Genomic DNA, 17,176 nt, shown 5'->3' on the forward strand with positions numbered 1-17,176 from the left:
GCTGACTGAAACCGAATTTTAAGGACCCACAGATAATGGCTATCGAAATCAAAGCCCCGTCATTCCCGGAATCGGTTGCCGATGGCACCGTTGCCACCTGGCACAAGAAACCAGGCGACGCTGTAAAGCGTGACGACCTGATCGTCGACATCGAGACCGACAAAGTCGTTTTGGAAGTGTTGGCCGAAGCTGACGGCGTGCTTGGCGCGATCGTGGCTGAAGAGGGCGCTACCGTCCTGTCGAACCAGATCCTGGGCTCGATCGAAGCGGGCGGCGCTGCTGCCCCTGCTCCGGCCGCCGCTGCTGCTGCTCCAGCTGCCGCACCTGCCGCTGCCGCTCCGGCTGCGGGTGGTGAAGACCCGATCGCTGCACCGGCTGCGCGTCAGCTGGCTGAAGAAAACGGCATCAACCTGGCGTCCCTCAAAGGCACCGGCAAAGACGGCCGCGTGACCAAGGAAGACGTGGTTGCGGCTGTTGAATCCAAGAAAAACGCTCCAGCTGCCGCACCGGCCAAGGCTGCAGCCCCTGCTGCTGCCGCGCCTGTGTTCGCTGCTGGCGACCGCACCGAGAAGCGCGTGCCGATGACCCGCGTGCGTGCCACCGTGGCCAAGCGTCTGGTTGAAGCACAGTCGAACATGGCGATGCTGACCACTTTTAACGAAGTCGACATGACCGAAGTCATGGCCCTGCGTTCGAAGTACAAGGACCTGTTCGAGAAGTCCCATAACGGCGTGCGCCTGGGCTTCATGTCGTTCTTCGTGAAAGCGGCCACCGAAGCGCTGAAACGCTTCCCGGCAGTCAACGCTTCCATCGATGGCAGCGACATCGTTTACCACGGCTATGCAGACGTCGGCGTTGCCGTGTCCAGCGACCGTGGCCTGGTAGTACCGGTTCTGCGTAACGCCGAGCTGATGAGCCTGGCTGAAATCGAAGGCGGCATCGCCGGCTTCGGCAAGAAAGCCCGTGACGGCAAGCTGACCATCGACGAGATGACCGGCGGTACCTTCACCATCACCAACGGTGGTACCTTCGGTTCGATGATGTCGACCCCGATCGTCAACCCGCCGCAAGCTGCGATCCTGGGCATGCACAACATCATCCAGCGTCCGATGGCCATCAACGGCCAAGTCGTGATCCGCCCGATGATGTACCTGGCGCTGTCGTACGATCACCGCCTGATCGATGGTAAAGAAGCCGTGACTTTCCTGGTTACCATCAAGAACCTGCTGGAAGACCCGGCTCGTCTTCTTCTGGATATCTAAAAAGCAGCTGCAAGTCTCAAGCTGCGAGCGCCAAGCGCCAAGCGGGCGAACGGTGTTTTCAACTTGAGGCTTGCAGCTTGTAGCTTGCAGCTAAAAAGGGAACCTTTTTATGACACAGAAATTTGACGTTGTAGTGATTGGTGCAGGGCCTGGCGGCTACGTTGCCGCGATCAAGGCCGCACAACTGGGCCTCTCGACTGCTTGCATCGAAAAATACACCGACAAGGAAGGCAAACTGGCGCTGGGCGGTACTTGCCTGAACGTTGGTTGCATTCCTTCCAAGGCGCTGCTGGACAGCTCCTGGAAATTCCACGAAGCCCAAGACGGTTTCGCGATCCACGGCATCAACCATGCTGGCGTGACCATGGACGTGCCAGCAATGGTCGGCCGTAAAGCCAACATTGTTAAAGGCCTGACTTCCGGCGTTGCCACCCTGTTCAAGGCCAACGGGGTCACTTCCCTGCAAGGCCACGGCAAGCTGCTGGCCGGCAAGAAAGTTGAAATCACCAAGCCGGACGGCTCGGTTGAAGTCATCGAAGCCGAGAACGTGATCCTGGCACCAGGTTCGCGTCCAATCGACATCCCGCCTGCTCCTGTAGACCAGAACGTGATCGTTGATTCGACCGGCGCCCTGGAATTCCAATCGGTTCCCAAGCGTCTGGGCGTGATCGGCGCTGGCGTAATCGGCCTGGAACTGGGTTCGGTATGGTCGCGTCTGGGTTCTGAAGTGACTGTGCTGGAAGCTCTGGACACGTTCCTGCTGGCTGCTGACACCGCCGTGTCTAAAGAAGCGCTGAAAACCCTGACCAAACAAGGTCTGGACATCAAGCTGGGCGCCCGTGTTACCGGTTCCAAGGTCAACGGCGAAGAAGTCGTTGTGACCTACACCGATAAAGAAGGCGAGCAGACCATCACCTTCGACAAGCTGATCGTAGCCGTGGGTCGCCGTCCAGTGACTGCTGACCTGCTGGCTTCCGACAGCGGCGTGAACATCGACGAGCGTGGCTTCATCCACGTTGACGATCACTGCGCTACCACCGTGCCAGGCGTGTACGCCATTGGCGACGTGGTGCGCGGCATGATGCTGGCGCACAAGGCTTCCGAAGAAGGCATCATGGTTGTCGAGCGCATCAAGGGCCACAAAACCCAGATGAACTACGACCTGATCCCATCGGTTATCTACACCCATCCGGAAATTGCATGGGTCGGTAAAAACGAACAGCAGTTGAAAGCTGAAGGCGTTGAAGTTAACGTCGGCACCTTCCCGTTTGCCGCTTCTGGCCGTGCCATGGCAGCTAACGACACCGGTGGTTTTGTCAAAGTCATCGCTGATGCCAAGACTGACCGCGTATTGGGCGTTCACGTAATTGGCCCAAGCGCTGCAGAACTGGTTCAGCAAGGCGCGATCGGTATGGAATTCGGCACCAGTGCCGAAGACCTGGGCATGATGGTCTTCTCCCATCCGACCCTGTCCGAAGCGTTGCACGAAGCAGCGTTGGCAGTGAATGGCGGCGCCATCCACATCGCCAACCGCAAGAAGCGCTAAGCGAGATAATAAGAAACCACGGCGGAGTTGCCCGTCGTGAGCCTTGCGCGCAAAGCTCACCGCGGAATATCCGCTGGACGCAGCCTTGCACAGCTTTACGGGCCTTAAGCCCCGCAAGGTGTGCAAGCAGCAGTCACAGGTGGCGCGGCACTCATAATGAGCGCAGCGCCGAATGCGCAGTACCTAACGAAGACGGTAAAAAGCATGAATCTTCACGAGTATCAGGGTAAGCAGCTGTTCGCTGAATACGGCCTGCCAGTATCCAAGGGCTACGCAGTAGACACCCCGGAAGCAGCAGCAGAAGCTTGCGACAAAATCGGTGGCAGTGAGTGGGTTGTCAAAGCCCAGGTCCACGCCGGTGGTCGCGGTAAAGCGGGCGGCGTTAAGCTGGTTCGCAGCAAAGAAGACGCCAAGGCCTTCGCACAGCAGTGGCTGGGCAAGCGTCTGGTGACTTACCAGACTGATGCCAATGGCCAACCAGTCACCAAGATCCTGGTTGAATCGTGCACTGATATCGCTAAAGAGCTGTACCTGGGCGCTGTCGTTGACCGTTCGAGCCGTCGCATCGTGTTCATGGCTTCCACCGAAGGTGGCGTGGACATTGAGAAGATCGCCGAAGAAACCCCAGAAAAAATTCTGAAAGCCACTATCGATCCACTGGTTGGCGCTCAGCCATTCCAGGGTCGCGAGCTGGCTTTCCAGCTGGGCCTGGAAGGCAAGCAAGTTGCCCAGTTCGCCAAGATCTTCGTAGGTCTGGCCAAACTGTTCCAGGATCACGATCTGGCCCTGCTGGAAGTGAACCCGCTGGTGATCAAGGCTGACGGCGATCTGCACTGCCTCGACGCCAAGATCAACATCGACGCCAACGCCATGTACCGTCAGCCTAAGCTGAAAACTTTCCACGATCCATCGCAAGACGATCCGCGCGAAGCGCACGCTGCCAAGTTCGAACTGAACTACGTAGCCCTGGAAGGTAACATCGGTTGCATGGTCAACGGTGCTGGCCTGGCCATGGGTACCATGGACATCGTCAACCTGCATGGCGGCAAACCAGCCAACTTCCTCGACGTGGGCGGCGGTGCTACCAAAGAACGCGTTACCGAAGCGTTCAAGATCATCCTGTCCGACTCCAACGTCGCAGCAGTATTGGTCAACATCTTCGGCGGCATCGTTCGTTGCGACATGATTGCCGAAGGCATCATCGGCGCAGTGAAAGAAGTTGGCGTTAAAATCCCGGTTGTTGTTCGCCTTGAAGGTAACAACGCTGAACTGGGCGCTAAAGTACTGGCAGAAAGCGGTTTGAACATCATCGCGGCTACCAGCCTGACCGACGCTGCTCAACAAGTTGTCAAAGCTGCGGAGGGCAAATAATGAGCGTCCTGATCAATAAAGACACCAAAGTTATCTGCCAGGGTATTACCGGTTCGCAAGGTAGTTTCCACACCCAGCAAGCCATCGAATACGGCACCAAGATGGTGGGTGGCGTTACTCCTGGTAAAGGCGGCACTGAGCACCTGGGCCTGCCAGTGTTCAACACTGTGAAAGATGCTGTAGAAAAAACTGGCGCCACCGCCAGCGTTATCTACGTTCCAGCTCCTTTCTGCAAAGACTCGATCCTGGAAGCAGCCTTCGGCGGCATCAAGCTGATCGTTTGCATCACCGAAGGCATTCCTACCCTGGACATGCTGGACGCTAAAGTTAAGTGCGACGAGCTGGGTGTTACCCTGATCGGCCCTAACTGCCCAGGCGTGATCACCCCAGGCGAATGCAAGATCGGCATCATGCCAGGTCACATTCACTTGCCAGGTAAAGTCGGTATCGTTTCGCGTTCCGGCACCCTGACTTACGAAGCTGTCAAGCAAACGACTGACGCCGGTTTCGGTCAGTCGACTTGCGTCGGCATCGGCGGTGACCCGATCCCGGGTTCGAACTTCATCGACATCCTGAAACTGTTCCAGGAAGACCCGAAGACCGAAGCGATCGTGATGATCGGTGAGATCGGCGGTTCGGCTGAAGAAGAAGCGGCTGCCTACATCAAGGCCAATGTGACCAAGCCGGTTGTTTCCTACATCGCTGGTGTGACTGCCCCTGCAGGCAAGCGCATGGGCCATGCTGGCGCAATCATCTCTGGCGGCAAGGGCACTGCAGACGAGAAGTTTGCTGCCCTGGAAGACGCAGGCGTTAAAACCGTGCGTTCGCTGGCAGACATCGGCAAGGCTTTGTCCGAGCTGACCGGTTGGGCTGTCAAGTAAGCCTCGCGCTTAGCTGACGCTTCACCACACAAAGGCCACCTTCGGGTGGCCTTTGTGCATTCTGGAGGTTGGTGAAGATCAAAATGGGCCTGTATTGCCAAATTTAAGTACGAAAACGCGACATTTGGATGTCGCTTATCGGACAGTCCGCCCCGCAACAGTGCGTTTGTCGGCTTAATTCTGTACTCTAGCCGCCTCTTTATGCGTCCGCCTCCCAAAAGGAAGCTGCGCGCTAGACCGGTCGGTCCCCATCAGGGCCGGCAGCAGTTCCCTCATCCACAGGGAATCCCTCTCTAAATTCCGATTCAGTAGTGTGGTATTTCCTGAAATGAAAGTGTTGAAAAGCCAGGACATCCTGGCGTTAGGCTTTATGACTTTTGCCCTGTTCGTGGGCGCCGGCAACATCATCTTCCCGCCTATCGTTGGTTTGCAGTCCGGGCCTCACGTCTGGATGGCAGCGCTGGGCTTTTTGATCACCGCAGTCGGTTTGCCGGTGGTCACCGTGATCGCGCTGGCCAAAGTCGGCGGCGGCATGGATGCATTGAGCAGCCCGATCGGCAAGATCGCCGGTGGCTTGCTGGCGGCCGCGGCGTACCTGGCGGTAGGCCCGCTGTTCGCCACTCCGCGCACTGCGACCGTTTCGTTTGAAGTCGGCCTGGCACCGCTGACCGGCGAGAGCCCGCTGGCGCTGTTCCTCTACAGCTCGGTGTACTTCCTGCTGGTGTTCTTCATTTCCCTGTACCCAGGGCGTCTGCTGGACACGGTAGGGCGTTTTCTCGCACCGTTGAAGATCATCGCCCTGGCCGTGCTGGGCATCGCTGCGTTTGCCTTGCCGGCCGGTGATGTCGGTGTCGCCACCCCGGAATACGTCGCTGCACCGTTCTCCCAGGGGTTTATCAATGGTTACCTGACTATGGATACCCTCGGCGCGCTGGTATTCGGCATCGTCATCGTCAACGCGATTCGCTCCCGTGGTGTTGAGTCGCCAAAGCTGATCACTCGCTATGCGATCATTGCCGGCCTGATTGCCGGCGTGGGCCTGGCGCTGGTGTACATCAGCCTGTTCCGCCTGGGTTCGGGCAGCCACGCGGTGGCGGCGGGTGCCAGCAATGGCGCAGCCGTGCTGCACGCCTACGTGCAACACACTTTCGGCTCCCTGGGCAGCGGCTTCCTCGCCGTGCTGATCTCCCTGGCGTGCCTGGTCACCGCCGTGGGCCTGACCTGCGCTTGCGCCGAGTACTTCAGCAAAGTGCTGCCACTGTCTTACAAGACGCTGGTGGTGATCCTGGCGCTGTTCTCGCTGTTCGTGTCCAACCTGGGCCTGACCAAGCTGATTGCCTTCTCGATCCCGGTACTCACCGCGATCTACCCGCCGTGCATCGTGCTGGTGGCCCTGAGCTTCTGCAAAGACTTCTGGCAGGAGCAGGGCCGCATTGTTGGCCCGGTGATGCTGGTGTCGTTCATCTTTGGTTGCATCGACGCGCTCAAGGGCGCTGGCCTTGCCGATTGGATGCCTGCGCAGTTGGCGCACCTGCCGCTGAGCGAGCAAGGCTTGGCGTGGCTGGTGCCATCGGTGATGACGCTGGGCGTGGCGGTAGTGGTTGACCGTATGCTCGGCAAGCGTAGCGAAGCCATCGCCTGACCCGCGGTTTCACGCTGTACTGAAATGCCCCGTATCAATCGATACGGGGCATTTTTTTGTGTGTGAGACCACAACCTCTAAAGTGTGGTGCACGGTCAGTGTGGGAGCGGGCTTGCTCGCGAATGCGGTGGATCAGTAATGCAACAGGCGACTGACACACCGCATTCGCGAGCAAGCTCGCTCCCACATTTAGATCGCATTAATATCCATACACCGAGCATAAGGCCTTGCATGTCGTTCATCGAAACCAATCAAATCCACCTGCTGGCCGCCTTCTGGTTTGCCCTGTGCTGGGGTGGCTACACCCGCTATGCCAGTTGGAAAGCCCGTGACACCGCCTGCCTGGCCAGCGTGCTGCATCTGTATCGCGAAGACTGGATGCGCCGCATGCTGCTGCGCGACAACCGGATTGCCGACGCCAGTGTGATCGGTAACCTGGAGCGCAACGCCTCGTTCTTCGCTTCCAGTACGTTGATCATTCTCGCCGGTATTCTCACTGTGTTGGGCGCGTCCGAGCGGGCGGTATCCTTGCTGGCAGACATTCCCATGGTGCAGCAAGTGTCTCAGGGCATGTCCGAAATCAAGCTGCTGTGCCTGGCGCTGGTGTTCGTCTACGCGTTCTTCACGTTCAGCTGGTGCATGCGCCAATACAACTTTGCCGCCGTACTGGTGGGCTCGGCGCCGATGATCGGTGAGCGGCATGTGTCGGAGCAGGAACGCAAGGCGTTTGCCCTGCGGGCGGCGCGGGTGATTTCGATGGCGGCCAACCAGTTCAACTTTGGCCTGCGGGCGTATTACTTCGGCATGACCATGCTGGCCTGGTTTGTCAGCCCCTGGTTGTTCATGTTGATGAGCACTGGGGTGGTGCTGGTGCTGTATCGCCGCGAGTTTCATTCCGACGTACTGCAGGTGATGGTTTATACGCCGACCGATATGCCGGTGGCGGAGCCGGCTAAAGACGCAGTGTCTTAAGGCGTTAGTGCGGCTTTATTAAATTGTAGACAAAGAAAAGCCCGCTCTATAAGCGGGCTTTCTTTTTGCAGCAATGGCCAGCTATTAAGGCTTGGCAGGTGCTGTTGGAGTAGCGGTGCCGTCTTCTTTGGCTTTTTCAGCGTTCGCATCAGCCTGAGCTTTGGCAGCATCGGCGTTTTCTTTTGCAGCGTCGTTCACTTTATCCTGTGCCTTGGCCATATCTTTCTGAGCTTGCTCAGCATGCGATTGAGCATCTTGGGCTTTGTCTTCGGATTTCTTATCGCAGGCAGCGAGACCGAGGGCAGCGGCCAACATCATGGAAATAGCTAAAGTCTTGCGCATGGGGTGTTTCTCCTTATGGATATATCTACTGGCCTTTCGAGCTTAGACGGCCAGCATTAGTTCCTTTTGTTTCAAAGATATATAAAACGCCGTCACCCAGGAACTTTTGCGCCCACACCCGCACCGTGAAAACCCACACTAATAAGAGTCTGCACACATGACCGAAAATCCCCTGTTAGAGCGTGCCACGCGCTTTGTGTCGGCCCTGCGCCATTGCCAGGTGCTGGGCATTATCGTGCATGCCGCCAGCAATGAAGGCATGACGCTGGCCCTGCCTTACGGCCCGCATATCGTCGGTGACCCCCAGACCGGCGTGATTCACGGCGGTGCACTCACCTCCTTGATGGACACCGCCTGCGGCATGGCCACGCTGTGCGTGCTGCCGGAGTTCGAGGTGTGCCCGACCCTGGATTTGCGCGTCGACTACATGCATCCCGCCGAGCCGCATAAGCCGGTGTATGGCTTTGCACAGTGCTACCGGGTGACCACCGACGTGATCTTCACCCGCGGCTTTGCCTACCAGGATGATCCCCAACAGCCCATCGCCCATGTGGTGGGCACCTTCATGCGCATGGGCAAGCGCCTCAAAGGCACGCAAGGACTCGGCAATTCGATCAAGGGAGAACAGGCATGACGCACCGATTCAAGACCCGTCTCGAACAGGCCCATGAGCGCGGTGACTATGAGGCGCTGCTCAACCTGGTGCCCTACGCCAAGCTGATCGGCATTGAATGCTCAAGGCTGGGGGATGAACTGCTGTTTCGCCTGCCGGCCAACAAGGACAACATTGGTAACCCGATATTGCCGGCGCTGCACGGTGGCGTGATCGCAGGTTTTATGGAGCTGTCGGCGGCGTTACATTTGCTGGTATTTACCGGCGCGCCGGGCTTGCCGAAAATCATCGATTTTTCCCTCGATTACCTGCGCACCGGGCAGTTTCGTGACACCTACGCCAAATGCCAGGTGTGGCGCCAAGGCCGACGGGTGGCGAATGTGGCGATCACCGCCTGGCAAAGCACCGCAGCCGAGCCGATTGCCACCGCCCGCGCACATTTCAAAATTGAGGAATTGGTGCGCCCTTGAAATTCTGGTCTTAGCCCCCAACTTTGATGACAACCCGCCGCCAACCCTTTCGGGCGCGGCCACTGCCATCCAATTGGAGTTTGATGACCATGAGTGTGGAAACTCAAAAGGAAACCCTGGGCTTCCAGACCGAGGTGAAGCAACTGCTGCACCTCATGATCCATTCGCTGTATTCCAACAAGGAAATCTTCCTTCGCGAATTGATCTCGAACGCCTCTGACGCTGTCGACAAATTACGTTTCGAAGCCCTCTCCAAGCCTGAGTTGCTGGAAGGTGGCGCCGAACTGAAAATCCGTGTGAGCTTCGACAAGGACGCCAAGACCGTCACCCTCGAAGACAACGGCATCGGCATGAGCCGTGAAGACGCGATTACCCATCTGGGTACCATCGCCAAATCCGGCACCGCAGACTTCATGAAGAACCTGTCGGGCGACCAGAAGAAAGATTCGCACCTGATCGGCCAGTTCGGCGTGGGCTTCTACTCGGCCTTCATCGTCGCCGACAAGGTTGAAGTGTTCAGCCGCCGTGCCGGCCTTGACGCCAGCGAAGGCGTGCACTGGGCCTCCAAAGGTGAGGGCGAGTTCGAAATCGCCACTATCGACAAGGCTGATCGTGGCACGCGTATCGTGCTGCATCTCAAAGCTGCTGAAGATGAATTCGCCGACGGCTACCGCCTGCGCAATATCATCAAGAAATACTCCGACCACATCGCTTTGCCGATCGAACTGCCGAAAGAACAAGCGGCTGTCGAGGGTGAAGAAAAACCTGCCCAGGAATGGGAGGTGGTCAACCGTGCCAGCGCCTTGTGGACCCGCCCTCGTACCGAAGTCAAAGACGAGGAATACCAGGAGTTCTACAAGCACATCGCGCACGACTACGAGAACCCGCTGAGCTGGAGCCACAACAAGGTCGAAGGCAAGCTCGAATACAGCTCGCTGCTCTACGTCCCGGCCCGCGCTCCGTTCGACCTGTACCAGCGTGAAGCGCCAAAAGGCCTGAAGCTGTACGTGCAGCGCGTGTTCGTGATGGACCAGGCGGAATCGTTCCTGCCGCTGTACCTGCGCTTCATCAAAGGTGTGGTCGACTCCAACGACCTGTCGCTGAACGTGTCGCGGGAAATCCTGCAGAAAGACCCGATCATCGACTCGATGAAGTCGGCGCTGACCAAGCGCGTGCTCGACATGCTGGAAAAACTGGCGAAGAACGAGCCTGAGCAATACAAGGGCTTCTGGAAAAACTTTGGCCAGGTCATGAAAGAAGGCCCGGCAGAAGATTTCGCCAACAAGGAAAAAATCGCCGGCCTGCTGCGTTTTGCCTCGACTCAGGGTGACGACGGCGAGCAGGTTGTGTCGCTGGCCGATTACCTGGCACGCGCCAAGGAAGGTCAGGACAAGATCTACTACCTGACCGGCGAAACCTACGCCCAGGTCAAGAACAGCCCGCACCTGGAAGTCTTCCGCAAGAAAGGCATCGAAGTGCTGCTGTTGACCGACCGTATCGACGAGTGGCTGATGAGCTACCTCAGCGAGTTCGACGGCAAGACCTTCGTCGACGTGGCCCGTGGTGACCTGGACCTGGGTAACCTGGACTCCGAAGAAGAGAAGAAAGAAGCCGAAGAAGTCGCCAAGGCTAAAGAAGGCCTGGTTGAGCGGATCAAGACTGCGCTGGGCGATGCCGTCAGCGAAGTGCGGGTTTCCCACCGTCTGACCGATTCCCCGGCGATTCTGGCCATCGGCGAGCAGGACCTGGGCATGCAGATGCGTCAGATCCTCGAAGCCAGCGGCCAGAAGGTGCCGGATTCCAAGCCGATCTTCGAATTCAACCCGGCTCACCCGCTGATCGAGAAACTCGATGGCGAGCAGAGCGAAGAGCGTTTCGGCGACCTGTCGCACATCCTCTTCGACCAGGCAGCCCTGGCCGCCGGTGACAGCCTCAAAGACCCGGCTGCTTACGTGCGCCGGCTGAACAAGCTGTTGGTTGAACTGTCGGTTTAACACCGTTGTAGAAAAACCCGCTTCGGCGGGTTTTTTCGTTCTAACGCACCTCAACTGGAGTAAATGATGAGCCAAGTCACTGTACGTTCCGTGGTCTATCAGATTGATGGCCAGTCTTATGAAAGCCGCCTGGCATTCGACGCCAGCCACAACGGCCCGCTGCCGGGCCTGCTGATGGCGCCGAACTGGATGGGTGTGAGTGCGGGTGCCGAGGAAATCGCCAAGAGCGTGGCCAGCAAAGGTTACGTGGTGTTGATCGCAGACCTGTACGGGCAAACCGTACGCCCGTCGAATGGCGATGAAGCCGGTGCCGCAATGATGCCGTTGAAGAATGACAACCCTGTACTGCTCAAGCGTATGCAGGCGGCCTTTGAGCAATTGCAGAGCCAGACCGAAGCGGCGGTTGATACTTCGAAGCTGGCGACCTTCGGTTTCTGCTTTGGCGGTTTCTGCTCGCTGGAGCTGGCACGTACTGGTGCGCCGTTGAAGGCCGCCGTATCGTTCCACGGCACCATCGACACACAAAACCCGGCCGGTGCCAAGCACGTCAAGGGTTCGGTGCTGGTGCTGCACGGCGCGTCCGATCCATTGGTCCCGAAAGAGCAACTGCCGGCGTTTGAGCAGGAAATGAACGCCGCCGGTGTGGATTGGCAGTTGCTGAGCTACGGCGGCGCAGTGCATTCCTTCACCGACCCGCATGCCAATGTACCGGGCAAGATGATGTACGACGCGAAAACGGCCAAGCGTGCGTTCCAGTCGATGCATAACTTGCTGGATGAAGTGTTCAAATAGCCCCACTGATCGTTCCCACGCTCTGCGTGGGAATGCCTCGCTGGACGCTCTGCGTCCGCTCTTGGTGACGCGGAGCGTCACGGGCTGCATTCCCACGCAGAGCGTGGGAACGATCATCTCACCGGCAACTCGATTCTTTCCGACTCCCCCGGCACCGTCGGCCAATCCCCAGCCGCCCAGCGCTGCCTGGCCTGTTCAATCACCGCCGAGTCGCTGGCGACAAAATTCCAATTGATCCGCCGTGGCCCATCCAGCGGCGCGCCGCCGAACACCACCATGTGGCAATCGCTTTCGGCAAACAAGGTCATTTCCAGCCCGCCTGGCAACACCACCAGGCTATGCGCCTCCACTGTCTCACCCTCCAACTGCACCTCGCCGTCCAGCACATACACCGCGCGTTCATCATGCTCATCCGGGATCAGCAAGGTGGTGGCCGTTTGCATCTGTACCTCGGCATACAACGTAGGCGACAGCACCGGCACCGGCGATTTAAGGCAGAAGCCTGAGCCTGCAATCAGGCGAATCTGCACGCCAAGGTTATCGCTCACCGGCAGGCTTGCCGCCGCATGATGGCTGTAGTGGCCCGGCCCGGTCTCGTGGTCCTTGGGCGAGGCCAGCCACACTTGCAGGCCGTGCAGGCTGAAACCACTGGCCTTGAGGGCTTCGGGCGTGCGCTCGACGTGGGCAATTGCGCTGCCGGCGGTCATCCAGCTGACGTCGCCGGCTTGCACCACCTGGTCCGAGCCCAGGCTGTCCTTGTGTTGCAGGGCGCCTTCAAACAGATAGGTGAGGGTGGATAGCCCGATATGCGGGTGTTGGCGGATATTCATGCCAGTACCGGGCGCATAGCGGGTCGACAACATATGGTCGAAAAATACAAAAGGCCCGACGCTGCGGCATTCGCGTGACGGCAGAGGTCGCAGGATCGGCTGGCCTTCGACGTCTTCGGCGCGCGGGCGGATCAAGGTAAGGGTGGTCATGGGGCGTCCCTGTCTGAGCGGGTTAGATAGCCTGAGCATAACCCGCTCGACGGGAGGTTGGCGCTATTGGCTGAAAGCGCCTTCGGCGAGCTTGGTCTCGATGCTGACTTCGGCGGTGGTCATCAGCTTGTGTACCGGGCACTTATCGGCGACGCGATGCAGCTCTTCGCGCTGTGCGTCGGTGAGTACGCCCTTGAGCGTCAGCTTGACGTTGAGCTTGTATTTGCCTTTTTGCTCCTCGGTGCTGTCGTGGGTGACTTCCACGGTGACGCCGGTAAGCGGAATGTTTTTTTTCTGCGCGTAGAGCTTGACGGTCAGCGCCTTGCACGAGGCCAGGGCGGCGTCGAAATAGTCGTGGGGCGAGGGCGCCGAGTCGTCACCGCCCAGGCTCTTTGGCAGGTCGGTGAACAGTTCGTGATTGTTGATGTTCACGCTATGGCGGAAGTTATCGTGGTTCAGGGTATTGACGGTAACAGGCATGGCAAACCTCACAAGGGCAGGAAAAGGTCATGCAGTTATAGAGCATGCTGGCACTTCAGTGTTCCGCGTTTTTTCCAATGGCTGCTCGCGCGATTGCAATGCGCGTTGATATCGCGTTTTCGTCTTACGCAAACTGAGTAAAGGGCCGATACCTTTGAGGAGACCTGCTGCAGGTGGATGCAGCGCATTAGGAAGGAATCCTGGCATGAGTATCCGTAGTTTGAATATCGCCCCGCGCGCGGGTTTAGGCTTTGGTGTGCTGGCGTTGATGGTGTTTGCCTTGGGCGGCTTCGCTCTGCTGCAGATGGCCAATATGCGCCAGCAGTCCGATCAGGTGGAGAACAACTGGCTGCCCAGCGTGATGGCGGTGGGGGAGATGAGCCAGGACCTGCTGCGGGTGCGCGCGCTCACCTTGCGCCTGCTGGTCAATCGTGACCCGCAGGCGCTGGCGCAAAACGAACAGAAACTCACCGACCTGAAAAACGGCTTGCACCAGGCGCAGGCGCTCTATGAAGGGCTGATCGTGCTGCCCGAAGAGCGTGCCCTGTTTGATCGCTTCAAGAACCAGGAGCAGCAATACCTGCAACGCCAGGAGCAGGTGATGGGGTTTTCCAAGGCCAATCAGCTGGAGGACGCGATCAGGATCGTCAACGGTGAGATGAATCAACTGGCCGATGAGATGGCCACGACCTTGCACGACCTGGTGGCCTTGAACAAGGCCAGTGCCAACCAGGCCGCGAACCTGGCGCAGAGCGTGTTCACGCAATCGCGTACGTGGGTGGTCGGCATGATCGTGCTCACGGCATTGATCACCATTGGCCTGGCGGTCTGGCTGACCCGCAGCATCGTGCTGCCATTGGCGCAGTCGCTGAAAGTCGCTCAGGGCGTGGCGGGCGGCGACCTCACCGGTGAGATCAACGTCACCGGCAACGATGAGCCCGCGCGCTTGCAGCAGGCGCTCAAGGGCATGCAGGAGAACCTGCGCGACACCATCCGACGGATTGCCGAGTCTTCGAACCAATTGGCTTCGGCTTCTGAAGAGCTCAGTTGCGTGACTGAAGACGCGACCCGTGGCTTGCACCAGCAGAACCAGGAAATCGAACAGGCCGCCACGGCGGTCAACCAGATGACCGCAGCGGTGGAGGAGGTGGCGAGCAATGCGGTGGCCACGTCACAGGCGTCCCGCGAGTCTGATCGTATTGCCCAGCATGGGCGCGAGCAGGTGCATCAGACGGTGGTGTCGATCGAAGCGCTGGCCGATGACGTCACCTCCAACGCGACCCAGGTTGAGGACTTGGCGCAGAAGGTCTATGGCATCAGCAAGGTGTTGGATGTGATTCGCTCGATTGCCGAGCAGACCAACTTGCTGGCGCTCAATGCCGCGATCGAAGCGGCGCGGGCTGGGGATGCGGGGCGAGGGTTTGCGGTGGTAGCGGATGAGGTGCGGGCCTTGGCCCATCGCACGCAGCAGTCGACCCAGGAAATCGAGTTGATGATCAGCGGGATTCAGCAGGGCACGGATCAAGCCGTCAGTTCAATGCAGCAGAGCAATACGCGCGCGCGCTCTACGCTGGATATTGCCAAGTCGGCGGGCACGGCGTTGGAGGAGATTGCGTCGGCCTTTACCTTAATCAATGAGCGCAACCTGGTGATTGCCAGCGCCTCGGAGCAGCAGGCGGCGGTGGCGCGTGAGGTGGATCGCAACTTGATGAATATTCGCGATCTGGCGCATCAGACGTCGACGGGCGCTAACCAGACCAGTGCGGCGAGCCAGGAGTTGTCGCGGTTGGCTGTGGACCTGAATACCATGGTGGCGCGGTTTTCGGTGTAGGGCGTGAGACCGAGTTGGCCCTTTCGCGAGCAAGCCCGCTCCCACAGGTGAATGCATTCCAAATGTGGGAGCAGCGGTGCGACGATTCGACTTGCTCGCGAAGCAGGCGGCTCGGTCTCATTCCATTGCCCACAAAAAAGCCCCGAACCAGTCGGGGCTTTTTCAGGTGATCAACCTGCAGGGCTTACTTGCCCTGCCAGCGTTTCAGTACCAGGGTGGCGTTGGTGCCACCGAAGCCGAAGCTGTTGCTCATCACGGTGTCGATTTTTGCGTTTTCAACGGTCTTGGTCAGGATCGGCATATCGGCGACGACCGGGTCGATCTCGTCGATGTTGGCCGAGCCGGCCATGAAGTTGCCTTCCATCATCAGCAGGCAGTAGATCGCTTCGTGAACGCCGGCGGCGCCCAGGGAGTGACCCGACAGGCTCTTGGTGGAGCTGATGGCCGGAGCCTTGTCGCCGAACACCGCACGCACACCTTCCATTTCCTTGGCATCGCCGACCGGAGTCGAAGTGCCGTGGGTGTTCAGGTAGTCGATTGGGGTGTCCACGGTGGACATGGCCATCTGCATGCAACGGATGGCGCCTTCGCCGCTTGGCGCAACCATGTCGTAGCCGTCGGAAGTAGCGCCGTAGCCGACGATTTCCGCGTAGATTTTTGCACCGCGGGCCAGAGCGTGTTCCAGCTCCTCGACCACCACCATGCCGCCACCGCCGGCGATGACGAAACCGTCACGCTTGGCGTCGTAGGCGCGGGAGGCCTTTTCCGGGGTTTCGTTGTACTGGGTGGACAGCGCGCCCATGGCGTCGAACAGGAACGACTGGCTCCAATGTTCTTCTTCGCCGCCGCCGGCGAAGACGATGTCTTGCTTGCCCAGCTGGATCTGCTCAACCGCAGTACCGATGCAATGAGCACTGGTGGCGCAGGCGGAGGAGATCGAGTAGTTCACGCCCTTGATCGCAAACGGTGTGGCCAGGCAGGCCGAAACGGTGCTGCCCATGGTCCGTGTTACACGGTACGGGCCAACGCGCTTCACGCCTTTTTCGCGCAGGATGTCCAGCGCTTCCATCTGGTTGAGGGTCGATGCGCCGCCGGAGCCGGCGATCAGGCCGGTGCGTACGTTCGAAACCTGGTCTTCGCTCAGGCCGGAGTCGGCGATGGCGTCTTTCATGGCCAGGTAGGCGTAGGCGGCAGCGTGGCCGACGAAGCGATAGATCTTGCGATCAATCAGTTCTTCGAGGGGCAGGTCGATGGAGCCGGAAACCTGGCTACGCAGACCCATTTCGGCATATTCCGGGTTGAAGCGGATGCCAGGGCGACTTGCACGCAGGTTAGCGGTGACGGTCTCTTTGTCATTGCCCAGGCAAGAAACAATGCCCAGACCAGTGATAACGACGCGGCGCATGCGGATAACCCTTAAAAGTTGTCAGTGGAAGTGAATACGCCGACCCGAAGGCCTTCGGCAGTATAGATCTCGCGACCGTCGACGGTGACCGAACCGTCGGCGATAGCGAGGTTCAGCTTGCCCTTGAGGACGCGCTTGATTTGAATGTTGTAGGTGACTTTCTTGGCGGTCGGCAGGACCTGGCCAAAGAACTTCACTTCGCCCGAACCCAGGGCACGGCCACGACCTGGCAGGCCTTGCCAGCCCAGGTAGAAACCGACCAGTTGCCACATGGCGTCAAGGCCCAGGCAGCCCGGCATCACAGGGTCACCTTCGAAATGGCAGGCGAAGAACCACAGATCAGGGGTGATATCCAGCTCGGCGACCAATTCACCTTTGCCGTACTTGCCACCTTCTTCGCTGATATGGGTGATGCGATCCACCATCAGCATATTCGGGGCGGGCAGTTGCGCGTTACCTGGGCCGAACAGCTCACCGCGACTGCAGCGCAGCAGGTCTTCCCGAGTAAAGGCGTTTTGTTTGGTCATGCGAGCTCCTCAATAATCCCATGCGGCAGGGCAGGGTAAATCTTCCCGAACCGAATGAAGCGTTCATG

The 17,176-nt window shown here is 58.9% G+C and carries 16 protein-coding genes; 11 read left to right on the forward strand and 5 right to left on the reverse strand.

The window, feature by feature from the left end; genetic code table 11:
• Positions 1 to 35: 35 nt before the first annotated feature.
• The 6 genes from odhB (at position 36) to ACTD9P_RS07625 (ending at position 7,674) form a co-directional block, all read left to right on the forward strand.
• A complete protein-coding gene (odhB, locus tag ACTD9P_RS07600) occupies positions 36 to 1,262 on the forward strand; it encodes a 2-oxoglutarate dehydrogenase complex dihydrolipoyllysine-residue succinyltransferase (RefSeq protein ID WP_438867220.1) in 1,227 nt (408 codons plus the stop codon).
• A gap of 109 nt (positions 1,263 to 1,371) precedes the next feature.
• Entirely contained in the window at positions 1,372 to 2,808 is a 1,437-nt protein-coding gene (lpdA, locus tag ACTD9P_RS07605) for a dihydrolipoyl dehydrogenase (protein WP_065929497.1), read from the forward strand.
• Between the two features lie 204 nt (positions 2,809 to 3,012).
• Positions 3,013 to 4,179, forward strand: coding sequence for an ADP-forming succinate--CoA ligase subunit beta (sucC, locus tag ACTD9P_RS07610; protein WP_016979559.1), 1,167 nt, complete (start codon positions 3,013 to 3,015; stop codon positions 4,177 to 4,179).
• Entirely contained in the window at positions 4,179 to 5,060 is an 882-nt protein-coding gene (gene sucD, locus ACTD9P_RS07615) for a succinate--CoA ligase subunit alpha (protein ID WP_438867221.1), read from the forward strand. The genes sucC and sucD overlap by 1 nt, the downstream gene beginning before the upstream one ends.
• Positions 5,061 to 5,388: 328 nt before the next feature.
• Positions 5,389 to 6,702, forward strand: coding sequence for a branched-chain amino acid transport system II carrier protein (gene brnQ, locus ACTD9P_RS07620; RefSeq protein ID WP_056859730.1), 1,314 nt, complete (start codon positions 5,389 to 5,391; stop codon positions 6,700 to 6,702).
• 231 nt (positions 6,703 to 6,933) lie between these two features.
• Positions 6,934 to 7,674: a DUF599 domain-containing protein gene (locus ACTD9P_RS07625; RefSeq protein ID WP_200433556.1), complete on the forward strand. Its 741-nt coding sequence runs from the start codon at positions 6,934 to 6,936 to the stop codon at positions 7,672 to 7,674.
• Between the two features lie 84 nt (positions 7,675 to 7,758).
• Here the strand turns inward: ACTD9P_RS07625 and ACTD9P_RS07630 are convergent, their stop codons facing one another.
• Entirely contained in the window at positions 7,759 to 8,016 is a 258-nt protein-coding gene (locus ACTD9P_RS07630; protein WP_056859728.1) for a hypothetical protein, read from the reverse strand.
• Positions 8,017 to 8,173: 157 nt separating this feature from the next.
• Between ACTD9P_RS07630 and ACTD9P_RS07635 the strand changes: the two genes are divergently transcribed.
• From ACTD9P_RS07635 to ACTD9P_RS07650, 4 genes are all read left to right on the forward strand, one after another.
• On the forward strand, positions 8,174 to 8,650 hold the full coding sequence (locus ACTD9P_RS07635; protein ID WP_438867222.1) for a PaaI family thioesterase: 477 nt from the start codon (positions 8,174 to 8,176) through the stop codon (positions 8,648 to 8,650).
• Positions 8,647 to 9,099, forward strand: a complete 453-nt coding sequence (locus tag ACTD9P_RS07640; protein WP_438867223.1) for a PaaI family thioesterase — start codon at positions 8,647 to 8,649, stop codon at positions 9,097 to 9,099. Before ACTD9P_RS07635 ends, ACTD9P_RS07640 begins: the two co-directional genes overlap by 4 nt.
• An 89-nt stretch (positions 9,100 to 9,188) precedes the next feature.
• Positions 9,189 to 11,093 carry a molecular chaperone HtpG gene (gene htpG, locus ACTD9P_RS07645; protein WP_438867224.1) on the forward strand — a complete coding sequence of 635 codons (1,905 nt, stop codon included), beginning with the start codon at positions 9,189 to 9,191 and terminating at the stop codon, positions 11,091 to 11,093.
• Between the two features lie 66 nt (positions 11,094 to 11,159).
• The gene (locus ACTD9P_RS07650) at positions 11,160 to 11,885 is read left to right on the forward strand and encodes a dienelactone hydrolase family protein (protein WP_438867225.1); all 726 of its coding nucleotides are present in this window, start codon (positions 11,160 to 11,162) and stop codon (positions 11,883 to 11,885) included.
• Between the two features lie 113 nt (positions 11,886 to 11,998).
• Here ACTD9P_RS07650 and ACTD9P_RS07655 read toward each other — a convergent pair whose 3' ends face one another.
• Together ACTD9P_RS07655 and ACTD9P_RS07660 are read right to left on the reverse strand one after the other, a co-directional pair.
• The gene (locus ACTD9P_RS07655; RefSeq protein WP_438867226.1) at positions 11,999 to 12,865 is read right to left on the reverse strand and encodes a pirin family protein; all 867 of its coding nucleotides are present in this window, start codon (positions 12,863 to 12,865) and stop codon (positions 11,999 to 12,001) included.
• Between the two features lie 63 nt (positions 12,866 to 12,928).
• Complete coding sequence (locus tag ACTD9P_RS07660) at positions 12,929 to 13,345, reverse strand: OsmC family protein (protein WP_438867227.1); 417 nt, start codon at positions 13,343 to 13,345, stop codon at positions 12,929 to 12,931.
• Positions 13,346 to 13,550: 205 nt separating this feature from the next.
• On the opposite strand from ACTD9P_RS07660, the gene ACTD9P_RS07665 reads away from it, so the two are divergent.
• On the forward strand, positions 13,551 to 15,176 hold the full coding sequence (locus ACTD9P_RS07665; RefSeq protein WP_438867228.1) for a methyl-accepting chemotaxis protein: 1,626 nt from the start codon (positions 13,551 to 13,553) through the stop codon (positions 15,174 to 15,176).
• 184 nt (positions 15,177 to 15,360) lie between these two features.
• On the opposite strand, the gene fabB is transcribed toward ACTD9P_RS07665, so the two are convergent.
• A complete protein-coding gene (gene fabB / locus ACTD9P_RS07670) occupies positions 15,361 to 16,581 on the reverse strand; it encodes a beta-ketoacyl-ACP synthase I (protein ID WP_012723103.1) in 1,221 nt (406 codons plus the stop codon).
• Between the two features lie 11 nt (positions 16,582 to 16,592).
• Complete coding sequence (gene fabA, locus ACTD9P_RS07675; RefSeq protein WP_003210552.1) at positions 16,593 to 17,108, reverse strand: 3-hydroxyacyl-[acyl-carrier-protein] dehydratase FabA; 516 nt, start codon at positions 17,106 to 17,108, stop codon at positions 16,593 to 16,595.
• Between the last annotated feature and the right edge of the window lie 68 nt (positions 17,109 to 17,176).

The sequence above is a fragment of the Pseudomonas onubensis genome (assembly GCF_965653655.1).
Taxonomy (GTDB): Bacteria; Pseudomonadota; Gammaproteobacteria; order Pseudomonadales; family Pseudomonadaceae; genus Aquipseudomonas.